The organism is Streptomyces sp. NPDC058683 (assembly GCF_042716195.1).
Taxonomy (GTDB): domain Bacteria; phylum Actinomycetota; class Actinomycetes; order Streptomycetales; family Streptomycetaceae; genus Streptomyces.
This window is the reverse complement of record NZ_JBHXSK010000009.1, coordinates 14,611-34,292: the sequence shown is the minus strand read 5'-3', so window position 1 is coordinate 34,292 and position 19,682 is coordinate 14,611. Positions and strand designations below refer to the sequence as shown.

Below are 19,682 nucleotides of genomic sequence, written 5' to 3'. Positions count from 1 at the left end.
GCCGCCGCCGCCCGCCTCCCGGGTCTCGTCAGAGGAAGCTGACGCCCTGGGCCAGGGCGAGTTCGCCGGAGTAGTTGACCGTGTTGGTGACCGCGCGCATGTACGCCTTCCAAGCGTCGGAACCGGACTCGCGGCCACCGCCGGTGTCCTTCTCGCCGCCGAAGGCGCCGCCGATCTCCGCTCCGGAGGTGCCGATGTTGACGTTGGCGATGCCGCAGTCGGAGCCGGCCGCGGACAGGAAGATCTCGGCCTCCCGCTGGTCCCGGGTGAAGATGCTGGACGACAGGCCCTGCGGGACGTCGTTGTGCAGTGCGATCGCCTCGTCGAGGGTGTCGTAGGTGAGGACGTACAGGATCGGCGCGAAGGTCTCCTCCCGTACGACGTCGGTCTGTTCGTCGACGCGCACCAGGACGGGCTCGGTGTAGGCGGCCGCCGGTGCCGCCTCCGCCAGCCGCCGGTTTCCGCCGGCCAGGACCTTGCCGCCCTGCGCCTGGACGCGGGTGAGGGCGTCATGCATGGCGTCCAGGGCGGCGGTGGAGATGAGCGGGCCGACCAGCGTCGTGTCGTCGAACGGACTGCCGACGGGCAGCCTGCCGTAGACCGCGGTCAGGCGCTCGGCCAGGGTGTCGGCGATGTCGCGGTGGACGATGAGGCGGCGCAGTGTGGTGCAGCGCTGGCCCGCGGTGCCGGCCGCGGCGAAGACGATGCTCTGGACGGCCAGGTCCAGGTCGGCGGAAGGGGCCACGATCGCGGCGTTGTTGCCGCCGAGCTCCAGCAGGCTGCGGCCGAACCGGGCGGCGACGCGCGGGCCGACCTCGCGGCCCATGCGGGTGGAGCCGGTGGCGCTGACGAGGGCCACCCGGGGGTCGTCGACGAGCCGCTCGCCGACCGTGCGGTCACCGAGCAGGAGGCGGTGTACGTCGCGGGGTGCGCCGGTCTCGTCGGCGGCCCGGGCGAGCAGGTGGTGGCAGGCCAGGGCGGTCAGCGGGGTGAGCTCCGAGGGCTTCCAGGCCACTGTGTCGCCGCAGACCAGGGCGACGGCGGTGTTCCAGGACCACACGGCGACGGGGAAGTTGAAGGCCGAGACGACGCCGACCACGCCGAGCGGGTGCCAGGTCTCGGCCAGGCGGTGGCCGGGGCGTTCGGAGGCGATCGTACGGCCGTACAGCTGGCGGGACAGGCCCACCGCGAAGTCGCAGATGTCGATCATCTCCTGGACCTCGCCGAGCGCCTCGGAGCGGATCTTGCCCGCTTCGACGGTCACGAGATCGGCCAGGTCGCTCTTGTGCTCACGCAGCAACTCCCCGAGCCTGCGTACGAGTTCGCCGCGGCGCGGGGCGGGTGTGGTGCGCCAGGCGAGGAAGGCGGTCCGGGCGGCCGCGAGGGCCTGCTCGATGTCGTCGCCGGTGGCGGACTTCAGCCCGAAGAGGTCCTCGCCGGTGATGGGGGTGCGGGCCGGGAAGTCGTCGCCCTCCGCGACCTGCACGCCGATGGTCCGCAGGCAGGCCCGGGCGCGGGCGCGCAGGTCGTCCGTGGTGGGCAGCGCGGTGCTCGTCATCGTGGGGCCTCCAGGGGGTGAGGGGTCAGCGGAGGGTGCCGGTGAGGCCCAGGGCGCGGGCGACCTGGGCGAGGGAGCGGTTCTGCTGCTGCTCGTAGAGGGCGAAGGGGTCGAGGACCTCGCGGCCGATGGCGCCGGAGAGCCAGTCCGCGTCGTAGGCGGTGCCCTGCTGGTCGTTGTCGCGGGTGCCCTCGCCGGTGAGGTTGGACTGGAAGATGCCGGCGGCGGAGCGGGGCAGGAAGTCCTCGTAGACGACGGGCTCGGCCAGCACCCAGCCCTGCCGTACCAGTTCGCCGACGTCGGTGGGCGGGTTGCCGCCGTCGTGCGGCCGCCGGTCGGCGGGCCGGTAGGTGAAGTAGGCGAGACCCTGCGCCGCGAGTTCCTCCTCGCTGCCGGGCATGTGCCGCTCCCAGACGGCGCGCGCGAAGTCACCGCGCGCCGCCGTGGGGTGCTGGGACGCCTGCTCGTCGACGCGGCCGAGGAGTTCGTCGTAGTGCGCGCGTCCGGTGCGGGTGAGGGCGATGCCACGGGCCTCGACCTCGCCGAAGCGCACCCGCAGGGAGCCGCTGACGACGCTGCCGTCCTCGGTGCGCATCGGGCGGGATTCGGCCAGGGCGCGGAAGGAGGTCTGGCGCAGCAGGACGTCGGGGCCCTTCCAGGCCGGCGGGCCCTGGATGGTGTCGATCATCTCGATACCGCGGTCCGTCATACGCCGGTACAGCTCGTCGATGTCCAGGACGCGCGGGGTGAGATGGTTGATGTGCGTGCCGCGGACCCCGCCGATGTCGGCGGCGACGGCGGAGACCCGCTCCAGGGTCCGGTACCAGGCCCGGTCCACCGGTTCCTTCGACAACTCGAAGACCCGCACGGCCAGTCGGAGGAAGCGTTCGGCGTCGTCCGCCGGCAGTTCGCGCGCGGCCGCTGCACGGTCGGCCAGCGTGAGCAGCTCCGGGGGAAAGAGCTCGCGGCCGGCCAGGAACGTCTCCAGGCGCGAGCGCAACTCGGGGTCGAAGAAGCGCGGGTCGGCGACGGTGAGCATGGAGGTGAACACCCGGAAGGGGTTGCGGGCGAGTTCCACGCCGTCGACCGGCCGGAAGGCGGTGGAGACGACGGGGACGGCGCTGGCGGCTGCCTCCCGCAGGTCGTAGAAGCCGACCGGGTGCATGCCGAGGGCACCGAAGACCCGGGCGACCTGGCGCAGTTCCCGCGGGGTGCCGACGCGGATGGCGCCGTGCCGCTCGGCGGTCACCCGGCCGATGGATCCGAGACGTTCGGCGTCGGCTCCCCGGGCCCGCAGCACGTCCTCGTTGACCTCGCGCGAGACGTCCACCAGCGTCGTGTAGGCGGGCACCTCCCGCCCGTACATCTCCGACAGCCGTTCCGCGAACGCGGCCCGCAGCTGCCATTGACTGATCGTTGACATGGTTCGGCCTTCCGGGCGGACGACGGTACGGCGATCATGTCTTCGATGGTCTCCGACCGGGCCCCTGCCGTACAGATGACAGGGCCGCGCGCGAGGCGCTCGTGGTGGTGTCGGAAACTCACTGGACCGATCTCCACCTGTGATCCCTACGATATGACCGCAAGACATCTATGCGACCGGCCCGTCGGATGCGGGCCGGTCGGGGTCGCCGATGCCAGGGTCCGCTCCCCGGGCTGCGGTGATCTTCCTAACCAGGAGGACCTTCCGCATGTTCCGACGTATTGGCACTGCCGTCGTCCGGCATCCTGTCTGGACGATCGTGGCATGGCTGATCGCGGCGGTGGCGATCGTCGCCACCGCCCCGAGCCTGCCCTCGAACAGCGACGAAAGCAGTTTCCTGCCCAAGAGTTACGAGTCGATCAAAGCGGCCGATCTCCAGCAGAAGGCGTTCCCCAGCGCCTTCACGCCGTCCGCGATCGCGCTGTACCAGCGCACCGACGGCGGCAAGCTCAGCGACGCCGATCTGAAGGACGTCGCCCGGATCACCACCGAACTGGGCGACAAGCACATAGATCAGGTACAGAAGGTGGTCCCCGGCCAGCCGTCCAAGGACGGCAGGTACACCCTGACCCTGGTGCAGATGGACAGCAAGAAGGCAGGTCAGCCCGTCCAGGCGGACGCCGCCAAGGTGTTGCGCGACGACGTCAAGCAACTGGCCAAGGGCACCGACCTGGAGGTCAAGCTCGGCGGCTCCGCCGCGCAGGCCCTGGACCAGCAGGACTCGTCCAAGCGCGGTGAGGCGCTGATCGGCATCGGCACCTTCGTGATCATCCTGGTGACCCTGCTGATCATCTTCCGGGCGCCGATCCTGGCCTTCCTGCCGCTCCTGCTGATCGGCGTGGTGTCGGCGATCGCCAACGGTCTGATCGCGTACGCCACCAAGCTGTTCGGCCTGCAGGCCAACAGTTCCGTCTCGTCGATCCTGATCGTCGTGCTCTTCGGCGTGGGCACGGACTACTTCCTGTTCCTGATGTTCCGTTACCGCGAACGCCTGCGCGCGGGTGACGAACCCAAGCAGGCCATGATCAACGCGGTCGACCGGGTCGGCGAGGCCATCGCCTCGGCGGCCGGCGCGGTCATCATCGCCTTCCTCGCGCTGGTGCTGTCCACGCTGGGCTTCCTCAAGCAGATGGGCCCGGCGCTGGCCATCTCGGTCTCGGTCACCCTGATCGCGGGGCTGACCCTGATCCCGGCCGTGGTCTCGCTCATCGGGCCGAAGGTGTTCTGGCCCTCGAAGTCCTGGCAGCAGGAGCCGGCCAACGCGCGCTTCGCGGCGCTGGGCCGTGGTGTGCAGCGCCGCCCGGCGCTGACCGCGGTGGTCTCCGGTCTGGTCCTGATCGTGCTGTCGCTCGGCACGCTCGGCTACAAGGCCACGTTCGACCTGGCGTCGGGCTCGATGCCCAAGACCAAGGAGTCCATGGTCGTCCAGGACGAGATGCAGACGGCGTACTCGGCGGGTGCCGCGGCGCCCACCGACGTCTACCTCTCCAGCACCGACGGCAAGCCGCTGGACAAGTCCGCGTTCGACGCCTACGCCTCGAAGCTCGGGGCCGTGGACGGGGTCGCGAACGCCCGGATGAGCCAGGTGAACAAGGCCGGGACCACGGCGGACTTCACCGTCACGCTCAAGTACGAGGCGTCCACGGACAAGGCGATCGACGCGGTGGGCCGGGTGCGGGACGTCGCGCATGCCGACGCTCCCGACGGCACCGAGGCCGTCGTGGGCGGCATGTCCTCGATCTACAAGGACATCGACTCCGCGGTCAACCACGACTACCGGACGGTGTTCCCCGTCGCCGCCCTGCTGATCATGGTGATCCTGGGGCTGCTGCTGCGCAGTGTGGTCGCACCCTGGTACCTGATCGCCTCGGTGGGGCTGGGCTTCGGTGCCACGCTCGGTGCCACGGTCTGGATCTTCCAGGAGGCGCAGAACAAGCCCGGGCTGATGTTCATGCTCCCGGTGATCATGTATCTCTTCGTGGTCGCCATCGGCACGGACTACAACATCCTCATGATCGCCCGGCTCCGCGAGGAGGCCCGTGAGGGCCGTGAGCCACGCGAGGCGGCCGGGATGGCGCTGCGGCACGCCGGGCCGACGGTGGCCGCGGCGGGCTTCATCCTGGCGGCGACCTTCGCCACGATGATGCTGGCGGGCAACGCGCTGCTCACGGAGATGGGCTTCGCGGTCTCCTTCGGCATCGCGGTCGCCGCGTTCGTCATGGCGATGTTCTTCACCCCGAGCCTCACCGCGCTCATCGGTCACGCCGCCTGGTGGCCGGGCCACGCCGACCGGGCGGAGCCGGAAGCGGACGCCGGGGCCTCTCCCGCCGCGGACGACGAGTACCAGGCCGCGGGACGTCGCGGCTAGCGGCGACGGGACAGCGGGGGTCTGCCGGGCCGTGTGGTCCGGCAGGCCCCCTTGCCCGTTCCGGAACTCCGCTCAGGTGAGGCGGGTCCGGCGCACGGTGTTGCGCAGTTCCCCGAGCCCGCCGACCCGGGTCACGACCACCTCGCACGGTCTCGCCGGGAGCCGCGGTACTGGCCGCTTTCGAGAGCCTCCGGGCCGCCGCGGACGATGTCGTCGACGGTGCCGCTCTCCGTCGGCAGCACCATGACCGTCTACTCGGGCTCGTCCACGACGCCGGACCGCAGCACGCCGTCGACGCCGAGGGATGCAAGTTTCACGTCGCCTCTTTCGCTATGCCGGGGTTCGGGCACCCCAAGACCGCCCGCGGACCGCGAGGCGACGTGTTGACTTTGAGTGACGGTCGTGAAAAATACGAGATATCACTTCCCCCTCCCCCTCGGAAGGCCGGCCCATGGCTCCTGAAGCGGCCCGCACCGTCCACCGGTGCCGTGTGGAGTGGCCGGACACCGATGCCTCCGGGCACTACCACAACTCGGCGGTGGTGCGGTTCGTGGAGGCAGCCGAGGCGGCGCTGGTACGCGAGCGTGGTCTCGTCGGCTATTTCGGTACGGCGCCCCGCGTGCGCTACGAGGTCGACTTCACCTCCCCCCTCTGGTTCCAGCAGGAGGTGACGACGGTCCTCGACGTGGAACGCATCGGCACGTCCTCCCTGACGTTCCGGTTCGAGGTGTGGGGCGAGGAGACCGACGGCCGACCGCGCCGCCTCGCCGCGTCCGGCCGCTACACGGTCGTCCACGTGCCGCAGGGGGAGGAGCGGGTGAGCGCGCCCTGGCCCGCCGAGTGGATCGCCGCCCTCGCCGCGGCCCCGGCGGACGCCGGAACGGGCCTGTCCCGGCAGCCGTAGCCGCCGGGACGGGCCGCCGGGCGATGACGTCGCGGCACGCGGCGGGCCGGCCACCGGAGCCGGGCCGCCGCGCCGTGAGGACGGTGCTACGCCGCGAGAGCGTGGCCGGGATGCAGGACGACCTTGGTGTAGCCCTCGATCCGCTGGTCGAACTTCTCGTACGCGCGCGGTGCGTCCTCCAGGGGCAGTTCGTGGGAGACCACGAAGCTGGGCTTGGCCCGCCCCGCGATGATCAGGTCACGCAGCTGCCGGTTGTACTGCTTGACGTTGCACTGGCCGGTGCCCATCCGCTGGCCCTTTTCGAACATCCTGCCGATGGAGACAAGCAGCTGGCCGTGCTTGGCGTGCTCGTCGGGTCCGCCCGGGTCGGACGGGACGTACAGGCCCGGTATGCCTAGCATGCCGGTCGGCCGTACCGTCTCGACGAGGGTGTTGAGGACGACGGCGGGTTCCTCGTGGCTGGCGTCGGGCGACTGGGCCTGGTAGCCGACCGCGTCGACGCCCTTGTCGGTGCCCTCACCTCCGGTCTGTGCCTTGATCTGCTCCGCCGGGTCACCCTTGGAGAAGTCGATCGGTATCGCCCCGATCTGCTCGGCCTTGGCGAGCCGCTCGGGCACCCGGTCGACCGAGAACACCTTGGCGGCGCCGCGCAGCAGCGCGGAGTACGCGGCCATCAGCCCGACCGGGCCGGCTCCGAAGACGGCGACGCTCTCACCGGGGGTCACCTGGGCCAGCTCACAGCCGTGGTAGCCGGTCGGGAAGATGTCGGCGAGCAGCACGAAATCGGTCTCGAACTCCTCGCCCGGCGGCAGCTTCAGGCAGTTGAAGTCGGCGAACGGCACCCGTAGCAGCTCTGCCTGTCCGCCCTCGTAGGGGCCCATGGCCACATAGCCGTAGGCTCCGCCGGCGAAGCCCGGATTGACCGTGAGGCAGAAGCCGGTCTTGCCGGCCAGGCAGTTCTTGCAGAATCCGCAGGCGACGTTGAACGGCATGACCACGCGGTCGCCCTTGGACAACGAGGTCACACCGGTGCCGATCTCCTCGACTATGCCGAGGTTCTCGTGTCCGAAGACGATGCCCGACTCGGCGGCCGTACGGCCCTCGTACATGTGCAGGTCGGATCCGCAGATGGCGGTCGACGTGACGCGTACCAGCACGTCGTTCGGGTGCTGGATGCGCGGATCGTCGACGTCCCTGACCGCGACACTGAAGGGCTTCTCATACACAACGGCTTTCACCTGGTTCACCTCCGCGTGGAACGCCGGGACGCGACGACGGACCGCACAGACCGAGGCTCTGGCCAGGAGAAACATGTCGAGACAGAGCCCCCGGTCCATGCCGCAACCCTAGGCGCTCGTGTTTCACCATCGGATACTTCAAGAAAACGCCGGTCCCGCAGGCGCTGCAACCCCCGGAGCGGATCACCGGCCCGGACCGCCGGTCCCTGACCGCGCGCCACACCGCCGCAGCGGCTCCGCCGCCTCGGTCGCCAGGGCCGCGCAGCGGCCTTCGGGCCGGGCCGCCACAGCACCTCGCACCGGCCCCTCGCCGCCCTGGACCGGCAGCGGCGCGGCGAGCAGGACGGCGCCGCCGGTGCTCGGCCGCTGCACCCCGCCACCGCCGGACGGCTCGCCCGTTGATCCACGCCGCCCCGCGCGTCGCCCTCGACACCACCACCATGCCGGGACGTAGGCTCGCCAACAGGTCCATATGGCAAGGGTGTTGGTCCAAGGGGGAGATTCGTGGCAGTGGCGGAGACACCGGCCGTACGTCCCGTTGCGGAGTTGCTCGTCGAGAACTCCCGGCGGCAGGGCGGGAAGACCGCCTTCGCCGACGACCGGAGGGCGGTGAGCTGGGCGGAACTGGAGCGCAGGACCGGCCGGTTGGCGGTCGGCCTCGGCGTCGGCCGTACGGCACGGGTGGCGTTCTGCCTGGACAACAGCGTGGAGCTGGTCGAGGGGCTGCTCGCCACGGTACGGGCCGGCGCGGTGGGGGCACCGCTGAGTGCGCGCGCCACGGATGCCGAACTCGCCCAGTTGCTGGCCGACTGCGATCCGGCCGTGCTGGTCACCGACCGGCGCAACCTGCCCCGGCTCGCCCGGCTGACCGCCGGCCGGCCGGTCCGGTTGCTGGTCACCGGCGAAGGCCCGCCGCCGGACGGGGCCACCGGCTGGGAAGCCCTGGTCACGGAGTCGTCGTCCGTTCCCCCTGACGACCTGGGTCTGGACGAGCCGGCCTGGCTGCTCTACACCTCGGGCACCTCGGGCGTCAGCCGGGCCGCGGTCTCCAGTCAGCGGTCCGCACTCTGGTCCTCGGCCGCCTGCTACCTCCCCCGGCTCGGTCTCTCGGCCGGGGACCGCGTCCTGTGGCCGCTGCCCCTCTCCCACACCTACGCCCACTCGCTCTGCGTCCTGGGCACCACCATGGCCGGGGCGAGTGCCCGGATCACCGAGGCCCCCGAACCGGCCGCGCTGGTACGGCTGGTCGAGGAGTACGCCCCGACCGTCCTGGCCGGGGTTCCCCTCACCTACCGGCAGTTGCTGGACGCCGGGCTGGGTTCCGTGCCCTCGCTACGGCTGTGCGTCACGGCCGGCGCACCCAGCGACCCGGAACTGCGGGAGGAGGCCGAGGCACGGTTCGGCGCCCCGCTGCTGGACGGCTACGGCTCCACGGAGACCTGCGGAAAGATCGCCATGGAGGGGCCCGAGGGGCCGAGGGGTCGGGGCAGCAGCGGAATGCCGCTGCCCGGCATGGAGGTGCTGATCGCCGAGCCGGGGACCGGCGGCGGGGACGGGGACGGGGAGATCTGGGTGCGCGGCCCCGGCCTGATGCTCGGCTACCACAACCGGCCCGAGGAGACCGCCGCCGCTCTGCGCGACGGCTGGTACCGCACGGGTGACCTGGGCCGGCTCGACGGGCACGGCCGTCTGACCGTCACCGGGCGGGCGAACGACCGTATCGTGCGCGGCGGCGAGAACGTCGATCCGGCCGAGGTGGAGCGCGTGTTGTGCGAGCTGCCCGGTGTGCGGGACGCGGCCGTGGTCGGGCGGGCCCATCCGCTGCTCGGTGAGGTTCCGGTGGCCTTCGTGGTACCGGACCGGCCGGACCTGGACCCCGCACCGCTGCTGCGCGCCTGTGCCGCGGTGCTCTCCGCGCCCAAGGTGCCCGAAGAGGTACTGCTCACCCCGGCCGTGCCGCGCACCTCCGCCGGCAAGCCGCGCCGGGCGCTGCTGCGCCAGGCACTCGCCGCCCGCCCCGCCGAACCCGGCCTCGCCGGACTGGCCGGCCGGACCCCGGGAGAGCGGCGGGCCGCCCTGACCGACCTGGTGTGCACGGAGACGGCGGCGATCCGGGGAACCGGGGGGACGGCCGCCGAGCCCGGCACCGCGTTCGCCGACCTCGGGCTGACCTCGCTGGACGCCATGACCCTGTGGCACCGGCTCGGCACCCGCACCGGGCTGCGGCTGCCGGCGACGCTGGTCTGGGACCACCCGAACCCGGCCGCGGTCGCCGCCTACCTGGACACCCGGCTGCACGGCACGGCCGGGTCCGCGCCCGCGCCGGGTCCGCACCGGCGGGTCTCGGAGCCGGTGGCGATCGTGGCGGCCGGCTGCCGCTACCCGGGCGGGGTGAGCTCACCGGAGGACCTCTGGCGCCTACTGGCCGAAAAGGTCGACGCCACCGCCGAGTTCCCCGCCGACCGAGGCTGGGACCTGGCGTCGCTCCACCACCCCGACCCCGACCGGCTCGGGACGACGTACACCCGCCGCGGCGGATTCCTGGACGGTGTGGCGGACTTCGACCCGCTGTTCTTCGGCATGTCGCCCCGTGAGGCGCTCGCCACCGATCCCCAGCAGCGGCTGCTTCTGGAGGTCGCCTGGGAGACCTTCGAACGCGCGGGCATCCCGGCGCCGGAGCTGCGCGGGACCGACACCGGGGTATTCGTCGGTCTGATGCATGCCGGCGGGTACGCCACCGGGCTGCCGCCGCACGAGCTGGAGTCCCACCTCGGGGTCGGCTCGTCGGCGAGTGTGGCGTCCGGCCGTATCTCGTACGTCCTGGGGCTGCGCGGCCCGGCGCTGACCCTGGACACGGCCTGTTCGTCCTCGCTGGTCGCGCTGGACCTGGCGGCCCGGTCGCTACGGGCCGGGGAGTGTTCGCTGGCGCTGGCCGGCGGGGTGACGGTGCTGTCGAACCCGCAGCCGTTCGTCGCGTTCAGCCGGCTGCGCGGGCTGTCGCCGGACGGCCGCTGCCGGTCGTTCGCGGCGGGCGCGGACGGCACCGCCTGGGCCGAGGGCGCCGGTCTGGTACTGCTCGAGCGGCTGTCGGACGCCCGGCGCAACGGTCATCGGGTGCTGGCCGTGCTGCGCGGCTCCGCCGTCAACTCGGACGGCGCGTCGAACGGACTGACGGCGCCCAACGGCGAGGCCCAGCGGGAGCTGATCCGACTGGCGCTGGCGGACGCGGGGCTGCGGCCGGCCGACGTCGACGTGGTCGAGGGCCACGGCACGGGAACCGAGCTCGGCGACCCCATCGAGGCGGGCGCGCTGCTGGCGGTCTACGGACAGCACCGCGACCGGTCCGACCCGGTGTGGCTGGGGTCGGTGAAGTCGAACCTCGGACACACCCAGGCCGCGGCGGGGGTGGCGGGCCTGATCAAGGTGATCGAGGCGATGCGCCACGACGAGTTGCCCGCCTCGCTGTACGCGGACCGGCCGTCGCCGCACGTCGACTGGTCCGCGGGCGCGGTACGGCTGCTCGACCGGGCCCGCCCGTGGCCGCCCCGGGAGCGCCCGCGCCGCGCGGCGATCTCGTCCTTCGGCATCGGCGGCACCAACGCCCACGTGATCATCGAGGAACCGGCCGCGGAGGACGCCACGGCCTCGGCCGGGCCGGCCGGAGTGCTCGCACGACGGCTGCCGGTCACCCCCTGGCTCGTGGGCGGGGGCGACGAGGCCGGGCTGCGCGCGCACGCCGCCACGCTGGCGACCGCGCTGACCGGCGTACAGGACCGGGCCGGCGCCCTGGACATCGCGTACTCGCTGGCCACGACCCGGGCGCCGCTGACCCACCGGGCCGCCGTCCTGGCCGCGGATGCCGAGGGCCTGCGCGCGGGTCTGCGCGACCTGGCGGCCGGCGTCGACGGTCCGGGCCTGCTGCGGGGCGTCGCACACCCGCGTCCGAAGGTGGCGCTCCTGTGCCCCGGCCAGGGAGCCCAACGCCCCGGGATGGGCCGGGAACTGCGGGCGGCCTTCCCGGTCTTCGACGCTGCCTTCACGGGGCTGTGCGAGGAGTTCACCCCGTGGCTCGACCGCCCCCTGCTGGAGGTGCTCGACGACCCCGGCCTGCTCGACCGTACCGACTACGCTCAGCCCGCGCTCTTCGCCTACGCGGTGGCCCTGCACGCCCTGCTCGACGCCTTCGGGGTGCGCCCGGACCTGCTGGCCGGGCATTCGATCGGCGAGCTGGCCGCCGCCCATCTGGCCGGGGTGTTCTCCCGCGCCGATGCGGTACGGCTGGTCGCCGCGCGCGGCCGGCTGATGGCGGCCCTGCCTTCCGGCGGCGCGATGATCGCCGTCCGCGCGCCCCTGGCCGAGGTGACGCGCCTCCTCGACGGGACGCCCGGCCGGGCCGTCGCGGTCGCCGCGGTCAACGGTCCTGAGGCGGTTGTGCTCTCCGGGCCCGAGGACGCGGTGACGGCGCTGGCGACCGCCGTCGGACGGCCGTACCGCCGGCTGCGGGTGAGCCACGCCTTCCACTCGCCGCTGCTGGACCCGATGCTGGCCGAGTACCGTGCGGTCGCCGAGTCGGTCGCCTACCACCGGCCGTCGACGCCGGTGGTGTCCACGCTGACCGGTCGTCCCGAGTCGGACGCGCTCGCCACCGCCGACCACTGGGTGCGGCAGGCACGGGAGACGGTCCGGTTCGCCGACGCGGTGAACCGGCTGGCCGAGGCGGGCGGCACGGCCTTCGTCGAAGCCGGTCCCGCCCCCTCCCTCGTCGTGGCGGCCGAGGAGTGCCTCGGGCCGGACACCGGTGCGGTGTTCGTGTCCTGCGGGGACGCGGGTACGACGGTCGAGGCGCTCGCCGCGCTCCATGTGCACGGCGTGCCGGTGGACTGGCGGCCGGTGTACGCGGACACCGGTGCCCGTCGGCGTCCGCTGCCCACCTACCCCTTCCAGCGGCAGCGTTACTGGCTCGACGGCACCCCGCATCCGGGCCGCTCCGGCCACCCGCTGCTGGGAGAGCCGCTGCCCGACGCCGACGGTCCCGGCGTCCGGCACACGGCAGTGCTGTCGCTCGCCCGTCATCCCTGGCTGGCCGATCATGTGATCGGCGACCGGGTGGTGGTGCCCGCGACGGTCTTCGCCGAACTCGCCGCGCGGGCGGGCGGCTCCCCCGGCCCCGCCCGGCTGGCCGAACTGTCCCTCCACGAACCGCTCGTACTGTCTCCTGAGCATGGCGCGCAGGTGCAGGTGGTGGCCGGGGAAACGGACGGCCTGGGCGGGCGCCCGGTCACCGTCTGGGCGCGCCGGGCCGGGGCGGCGGGGCCGTGGACCCGACACGCCACCGCCACGACCGCTCCCGCCACGACCGCTACTGCCGGGGCTTCGCCCGCCGCCACGCCCGGCCCGTGGCCGCCGGTGGGTGCCGAGCGGCTCACCGTCGACTACGGGCGCCTCGCCGCCCACGGGCACGGTTACGGAGCCGCCTTCCGCGCGGTGACCGCGCTGTGGCGCCGGGACGACGAGGTCTTCGCCGAACTGGCACTGCCGCCCGGGGAGGCGGCTACCGCGGGCTCGTACGCCCTGCACCCGGCGCTGTTCGACGCGGCGCTGCACGCCGCGCTGCTGGCAGAAGGCCCGTGTGAGCCGAAGGCGCCGCTCTCCTGCTCCGGTGTGACGGTGTTCGCACCCGGTGCCTCCGCCGCGCGGGCGGTCGTACGGCGGCTCGGCCCGGACGAGTTCCGGGTCACCCTCACCGACGGGACCGGGCTGCCTCTCGCCGCCGTGGAGTCGGTGGTCACCCGGGCGATCCCGACACAGCCGTCCGCACGGACCTACCGCCTCGGCTGGCGGCCGGTGTCGCCGGACGGTGCGGGGAGCACGGAGCACGAGGTGCTGGACGTGGCCCGGCTGGCCGCCGCCCTGCCCCCGGACGCCGCCGTTCCCGACCGGGTGCGCGGGCTGCTCACCGCCGTGCTGGGGCGGGTACGGGACTGGACGGCCGACGTGCGGCCGGGCCGTCTGCTGGTGCTCACCCACAACGCCACCGGCGACGATCCCGACCTCGCCGAGGCGGCCGTCGCCGGACTCGTGCGCAGCGCCCGGTCCGAGCATCCCGGCCGGATCGTCCTGGTCGACCGGCGGGGCGCCGCGGCCACGGCGGCGGTCCTGGCGGCGGCGCTGCGGTCCGGCGAGCCGGAACTGGCCCTGCGCGACGGTGTCGCGCTGGCGCCCCGGCTGACTCCCGCCGGTCCGCCGGCCGCCGAGCCGGCCGCGCTGGGGCCGGAGGGGACCGTGCTCGTCACCGGTGGCACCGGCGCGCTGGGGGCGAGCCTGGCCCGGTATCTGGTTGCCGAGCGCGGGGTCCGGCATCTGCTGCTGGTCAACCGCGGCGGAAAGGTGCCGGACTGGGCGGGCGAACTGGCCGCCGAGGTGCGGGTGGTGGCCTGCGAGGTGAGTGACCGGGCCGCCGTGGACGCCCTGGTCGCGTCCTGCCGACCGGCGCTCACCGCGGTCTTCCACCTGGCCGGGGTGGTGGACGACGGTGTGGTGGACACCATGACGCCGGAGCGGCTCGCGGCCGTGCTCGCACCGAAGGTGGCCGGCGCCTGGCACCTGCACGAGGCGACGAAGGACCTGGGCCTGTCCGCCTTCGTGCTCTACTCCTCCGCCGCGGGCGTCCTCGGCCGGCCGGGGCAGTCCACCTACGCGGCCGCGAACGGGTTCCTGGACGCGCTCGCCCGGCACCGGACGGCCCACGGCCTGCCCGCGCGGTCGCTGGCCTGGGGACCGTGGGCCACGCAGGACGAGCAGGGCATGGCGGGCCGGGTCGCGCCCGACCGCCTCCGCCAGGGCGGTGTCCTGCCGGTCGGCGAGGCGGAAGGCCTGGCCCTCCTCGACTCGGCGCTGCGGACTCCGGAACCGGTGCTGGTGCCGGTACCGCTGGACCTGCGGGCCGCCGCCGCGGACGCGGCGCCCGTACTCGCCGACCTGCTGCCGCGCAGCCCGGCCGCCGCCGTCGCGCCACCCGCCGAAGGCGCGGGGCAGGCGCCCGGTGCCTGGCGCGAGCGGCTGGCCGCCGTACCGGCACCCGAACGACCGGCTCTGCTGGCGGAGTTGATCCGCGCCGAGATCGCGACGGTGCTGGGTTTCGCGCACCCCTCCGCCCTCCCCGTCGACCGCGGCTTCACGGAACTCGGCTTCGACTCGCTGTCCGCGGTGCGGGTCCGCAACCGGCTCAGCGCGTTCACGCGGGTACGGCTGTCCCCGACCGTCGTACTGGAGCACCCCACGCTGCCCGAGCTGACGGCACACGTCCACGCGGCTCTGGCCGACGGGGAGGCGGTCCCGGAAACCGGGCAGGAGCGGGTGGCCGACCTCCGGGAGGCCGAGGCAGCGCCCCCGGCACGGGTCTCCCACGCCCCCTACCGGTTCAGCCCTCTCTACCACCGTGTCCTGCGCGAACAGGGGCCGCGGGAGGCGATGAGTCTGCGCTTCTTCGCGTCGTACGCCCTGCCGGTCTTCTCGGACGGGGAACGCGCCCGCCACTCGGTGCCGCCACTCCGGCTCGCCCACGGCGACGGCACCCCGCTGGTGTACCTGCCGGACTACATGGCTCCGCACCTGCGGCTGCCCACCACGCTGGCGCGGCGGTTCGACGGTGAGCGCGATCTGTACATCCTGGAGCATCCCGGGTTCGGCACCCGCCGGGCCGTTCCGGACAGTGTGGCCACGCTGGTGCGGGCGCATGCCGACGCCGTGCGCTCGCTGCCCGTCCAGAGGGCACCCGTGCTCGTCGGCTACTGCGCGGGCGGGGCGATCGCCCATGCCGTGGCCCGGCGGCTGGCGCGGGAGGGGCGGCCGCCGGCCGGGGTGGTCCTGATCGACTCCCATGCCGGAGTGCTGCGGCGCGACGACGCGCGCGGGCAGGCCCTGATGGCCGCGGGCGCCGCGCTCAGCACCGATGTCGTCGACGGGCTGGACGACTCCCTGCTGCTCGCTGGGGGCGCGTACGCGCGGGTGCTGGAGGACTGGCGGCCCCGGCCGTCCCCGGTCCCGGCCCTGTTGCTGCGCGGGCGGCCCACCGCCGAGATGCTGCGCAGCGCACCCGACGGGGACTGGCGGCCGTACTGGCCGCTGCCGCACGACGGCGTGGACGTCCCCGGCGACCACTACTCGGTACTCCACCAGGACGCCGACAGCACGGCCGCGGCGATCCGTGCCTGGCTGCCCCGCTGACCGCTCGGGACCACGGACCACCACGAGGAGAGCTCCCGGATGACTTCGGCACCGTGTGCTCCCGCCGGAGCGGGAGACCTTCTGTCCTGGCTCCCCCCGGTGTCTAGGGTGTGAGCCATGGACGCCAGTACAACACCCCTTGCCCCGGCCGACGTTGACCGCGCGGAGCTGCTCGCCGACCCGTACGCCGTGTATGCCCGGCTCCGGGAGGCCGGACCCGTGCACCGGGTCGCCGGAACCGACGGGCTGCCGGCCTGGCTGGTGACGCGGTACGAGGACGTGCGGCAGGCCCTCGCCGACCCCCGGCTCTCGCTCGACAAGGCCCACGCGAAACCCGGGGGCTACCGGGGGCTCGCCCTGCCGCCCGCGCTCGACGCCAACCTGCTGAACATGGACCCGCCGGACCACACCCGCGTCCGGCGCCTGGTGTCCCAGGCGTTCACCCCGCGTCGTATCGCCCTCCTGCGTGAACCCGTCCGGCGGACCGCCGACGCGCTGCTCGACGCCATCGAACCGCTCGGCCGTACCGACCTGATCGCCGGTTACGCCGCGCCGTTGCCCATCGCCGTGATCTGCGAGCTGCTGGGCGTGGCCGAGGAGGACCGGCTGGACTTCCGGTCCTGGACCGACGCGCTTGTCATCCCCGACCCCGCGCGGCCCGAGCGGACGAAGGAGGCGGTGAAGGCACTGCTCGCCTTCTTCGCCAGGCTGCTCGCCGGCAAACGTGCCGAGCCCGCCGACGACCTGCTCTCCGCGATGATCGCCGTACGGGACGAGGAAGACCGGCTCAGCGAGGACGAGTTGATGTCCCTCGCCTTCCTCATCCTGTTCGCCGGATACGAGAACACCGTCCACCTCATCGGCAACGCCACCCTCGCCCTGCTCCGCAACCCCTCCCAACTGGCCGCGCTGCGGGCCGATCCCGCCCGGATCGGCGCGGCCGTCGAGGAACTGGCCCGCTACGACGGCCCCGCCCCGCTCGCCATCCGCCGTTTCCCCAGCGAGGACGTCACCATCGGCGGGGTCACGGTCCCGGCGGGCGAGACCGTGCTGCTGTCCCTGGCGGCGGCCCACCGCGACCCGCGCCGCTTCCCCGAACCCGACCGGCTCGACATCGGCCGCGACGCGACCGGGCACCTGGCCCTCGGCCACGGCATCCACTACTGCCTCGGCGCACCGCTCGCCCGCCTGGAGACCGAGGTGGCTCTCGCCGCGCTGCTGGAACGCCTCCCCGGCCTGGAACTCGACGCCCCCGCCGACGAGCTGCGCTGGCGCCCCTCGATGCGCACCCGCGGCCTGCTCGGACTACCCGTGCGGTACTGAGCGGTTCCGGCGGAAAAAAGGACGCACCTGCGGGCAGCGGTCCGGCAGGGCGTCGCCGGTACGGCTGCGCAGTCGGCCGTACGGCCGCGCAGTCGGCGGTCGAAGAACGCGGCGAGGCAGGCCCGTTCGGCAGTGGTCGCGCGCCGCGACCGGAGTCGCTGTGCTCCTGGACGTACGCGAGGACACCGTCGAAGTCGGCCGCCGCACTGGGGGCCGCCGTACCCGGGGCCGGGGGCGCGTGGCCGGTCCGGCGCCGGGGGACGGCGGCTGTCAGGAAGGCGGTCAGGAGGCAGTGAGGCGCAGGTAGTCGAGGTTGAAGCCGCCGGTCTCGCAGTAGACGGTGACCGTCTGTTCCCCGGCGCGGAGGGCGACGGGTACGGACACCGACTGGTAGCTCCCCCAGCCGCCCGTGGACGGCACGGACGCCGTCGCCAGGGTCGTACCGCTGTCGTCCCGGAGGGACACGGCGTTCGCCGCGGTGGCGGCCGTGCCGTTGGCGACGCGCAGTTCGAGATCGTACGAGCCGGTCCGCGGCACCTCGACGCGGTACGTCAGCCAGTTGCCTGCGGCGGTCCAGCCCACGTTCCTGCCGCCGCTGGCGGCCGGGTTGCTCTCGATGAAGTTGCTGCCGTCGGCGGGCCAGCCGTGCTGGTCCGTATAGCCCTCCGCCTCGATCTTCTCTCCCACGGGTGCCGCATGCGGGCGGACGGTCAGGTGGAGGGTGACCTGGTCGCGTGCCCTGCCGTCGGTGGCGTAGAAGGTCAGGTCCTGCTCACCGGTGGCCGTCGGCCGGATCGTGACCAGGCCGGTCGCCGGATCGAGGGTGACACCGTCGGGCAGTTCGGTCGCGTAGTAGGAGAGCCGGTCGCCGTCCCGGTCGGTGGCCTTCAACTGCACCTGCGTGGTGCCGTACTGGTCGGCGACGACGTCGGCGGCCGGCGCGAGGACCGGGGCGTGGTTGCGGGAGCCCGTGGCGGCCTTGCCCTGCCACCGGTAGGTGGCGAAGGAACCCGCCGGCACCGTCACGACGAACGTCTGGTCGCCGACGACCACCCGGACCCTGCGGTCGGATCCGGCGCCGTTGCCGAGGACGGCCACGTAGCCGCCGTCGCGGGTCCGGTAGACCACGTTGCTGACACCGTCCTGCGCGGCGCTGGACTCCAGGCGTACGTCACCGGGTGAGAGGTACTTCGCGAACTGGCCCAGCTGATAGAGCTCGTCGCGGACCGTGAACTCTTTGGTGCCGGTGTTCACCGTGACCAGCCGGTCGGGCCACTTGGTGGTGGCCGCGACCTCGTCCCAGTCGATGTTGTTGTCCCTCGACGGCGTCCAGTGCAGGGTGCCGCCGTCCTGGTCGGTGGTCTGGGCCCACAGGATGTAGGAACCGGCGTCGAGGCGGAAGTCGTCGAGGACGGTCGAGGGCGACAGGTCGCTCGTCTCCGTGAGCTGGACCGGCTTCCCGGTCTCCTCGTAGGCGTCGCGCATGACGGTCGGGTCGCCCCAGTAGGGGTGGAAGGCGATGGCGTCCGCCGCCTTGCGGACCTGGGCGCCGGTCACCGAGCCGTCCGGGGCGTCCTCGAAGATGCGGTAATAGTTCTTCGTCGCCGTGCTGTTGGGGTCGCGCCAGTCCCAGAAGTTGAAGTCGTGCACGTACAGCTGGGTGGTGCCCAGGTGGGCGGTACGCAGTTCCCGCTTGATCGCCAGGGCCAGCTTCTGCTGCTGGGCGACGCTGATGTCCATGGCCGGGTAGACGACGTCCATGCCCGGCTCGTTCAGCAGGGTCAGCGCGTCGACGCGGATGCCCTGCCGGGCGTACGCCTGGACGAACTTGACGTAGTACCGGGCGAACACCTCGATGCAGTCGTCCCGCAACTTGCCGACCTGGTAGTAGTCCGTGCTGCTCCCGGGCTTGAGGGCGACCTCGCCGAGGAACCGGTTGTTCGTCTTCATCCAGGCGGGCGCGCTCCACGCCGACGCGAAGAACGTGGCGTGGGGGTTGTAGCGCTGGATGAGTTTGATGGTGTCGACGATGTGCAGGTCGAGATCCCGCCGGATGGAGAAGTGCTTCAGGCCGAAGTCCTCGGTGACTCCGGCGGGCAGGTCGTCCTCCGACCAGAACGGGAGGTGCTCGATGAGATCGGGGCTGCCGATCGTCAGCCGGAACCGGTCGAGTCCCGCACCGTGCTCGGGGTCGACAAGGAGCCTGATGGCCTTGGCACGTTCACCGGGGGTGAGCTTCCACAGGTTGGACACGCTCGTCTCGTCCAGGGAGAAGCCGATGCCGGTGTACCGCTGCCGAAGGGCGCTGGGGTCGGCGACCACGGTGGCGTCGACGGGGCCGCCGGTGTCCGTGCCCGTCCTGACGATCGGCAGGGGGCGCCAGGTCTGCGCACCGCCGGTGGAGTAGGTGCCGGTCACGGCCTGGCCGTGCCCGGTGCGGCCGCTCGCGGCCCGGTCGGCCTGCGCGGTCGGGCCCGCGCCGATGAGTGGCAGTGTCATGACAGCTACGGCCGCGATCGTGGTGAGCGTACGTCTCACAGCTGCTCCTGGGCTCTGGTGGGTCGGGGGTGGTGCCGTGCCGA

8 protein-coding genes are annotated in these 19,682 nt (G+C 73.0%); 4 read left to right on the top strand and 4 right to left on the bottom strand.

Going from position 1 to position 19,682, the window contains the following annotated elements:
* Positions 1-28 precede the first annotated feature (28 nt).
* Positions 29-1,558, bottom strand: coding sequence for an aldehyde dehydrogenase family protein (locus ACFWXC_RS11525; protein WP_384476748.1), 1,530 nt, complete (start codon positions 1,556-1,558; stop codon positions 29-31).
* A gap of 25 nt (positions 1,559-1,583) precedes the next feature.
* Complete coding sequence (locus ACFWXC_RS11520) at positions 1,584-2,981, bottom strand: 2-oxoadipate dioxygenase/decarboxylase family protein (protein WP_384476745.1); 1,398 nt, start codon at positions 2,979-2,981, stop codon at positions 1,584-1,586.
* Positions 2,982-3,249: 268 nt separating this feature from the next.
* On the opposite strand from ACFWXC_RS11520, the gene ACFWXC_RS11515 reads away from it, so the two are divergent.
* Positions 3,250-5,409 (top strand): MMPL family transporter, encoded by a 2,160-nt coding sequence (locus ACFWXC_RS11515; protein WP_384476742.1) that lies wholly within the window; start codon positions 3,250-3,252, stop codon positions 5,407-5,409.
* 451 nt (positions 5,410-5,860) lie between these two features.
* Entirely contained in the window at positions 5,861-6,313 is a 453-nt protein-coding gene (locus ACFWXC_RS11510) for an acyl-CoA thioesterase (protein WP_384476739.1), read from the top strand.
* Positions 6,314-6,399: 86 nt separating this feature from the next.
* Here ACFWXC_RS11510 and ACFWXC_RS11505 read toward each other — a convergent pair whose 3' ends face one another.
* The gene (locus tag ACFWXC_RS11505; RefSeq protein ID WP_384476736.1) at positions 6,400-7,551 is read right to left on the bottom strand and encodes a glutathione-independent formaldehyde dehydrogenase; all 1,152 of its coding nucleotides are present in this window, start codon (positions 7,549-7,551) and stop codon (positions 6,400-6,402) included.
* A 504-nt stretch (positions 7,552-8,055) separates the two neighbouring features.
* Between ACFWXC_RS11505 and ACFWXC_RS11500 the strand changes: the two genes are divergently transcribed.
* Positions 8,056-15,777 (top strand): SDR family NAD(P)-dependent oxidoreductase, encoded by a 7,722-nt coding sequence (locus ACFWXC_RS11500; RefSeq protein WP_384476733.1) that lies wholly within the window; start codon positions 8,056-8,058, stop codon positions 15,775-15,777.
* 117 nt (positions 15,778-15,894) lie between these two features.
* A complete protein-coding gene (locus ACFWXC_RS11495) occupies positions 15,895-17,100 on the top strand; it encodes a cytochrome P450 (protein ID WP_384476730.1) in 1,206 nt (401 codons plus the stop codon).
* A gap of 282 nt (positions 17,101-17,382) precedes the next feature.
* Here ACFWXC_RS11495 and ACFWXC_RS11490 read toward each other — a convergent pair whose 3' ends face one another.
* Positions 17,383-19,638 (bottom strand): carbohydrate-binding protein, encoded by a 2,256-nt coding sequence (locus tag ACFWXC_RS11490; protein ID WP_384476727.1) that lies wholly within the window; start codon positions 19,636-19,638, stop codon positions 17,383-17,385.
* Between the last annotated feature and the right edge of the window lie 44 nt (positions 19,639-19,682).